The sequence below is a fragment of the Limosilactobacillus reuteri subsp. simiae genome (assembly GCF_020784875.1).
In the GTDB taxonomy this organism is placed as follows: Bacteria; Bacillota; Bacilli; order Lactobacillales; family Lactobacillaceae; genus Limosilactobacillus; species Limosilactobacillus reuteri_H.
Genome location: NZ_JAJGUI010000037.1, coordinates 1 through 457, shown reverse-complemented (window position 1 = coordinate 457; position 457 = coordinate 1). Strand labels below are relative to the sequence as shown.

Annotated in this window: 1 protein-coding gene; it reads left to right on the top strand. The window is 36.8% G+C overall.

Annotated features, from left to right (window positions below; translation table 11 throughout):
- Nucleotides 1-457: transposase (locus LMC10_RS01305; protein WP_229268724.1), on the top strand; the 457-nt coding region annotated here is incomplete at both ends.

The window sequence follows — 457 nt, the reverse complement described above, 5'->3', positions numbered from 1 at the left end:
CAATTAGCTGGTCGCGCTTTGGACAATTGTCGTATTTCTATCCTAAAACAACTCGATAAACAGAGCCGAGAATATAAAATTATGAAGTCACATTGGAAGCTATTCCATAAAAAAGCTGAAGATCTTCACCCTGAAGAAGTAGTTTTTCTTCGCGGCGTTAAGCAATATATGACTCGCCAAAATGCTGTGGATCTCATTACTAGTAAATTTTCTAAGTTCGCTGAAGTATACCAAACTTACCAAGATATCACGAAAGCCCTCAACGAGCGCAATAGTGAATTACTAGAGTCAACCATCTTAGACTACCAAAAAACCAATACAGAAATGGATACCGCTATCCAAACCCTTCGTCAAAACAGAAAATATGTCTTAAATAGTGCTAAGTTTGAATACTCTAATGGTCCTTTAGAAGGCATCAATCGCAAAATCAAAACTCTAAAACGAACTTGTTATGGTT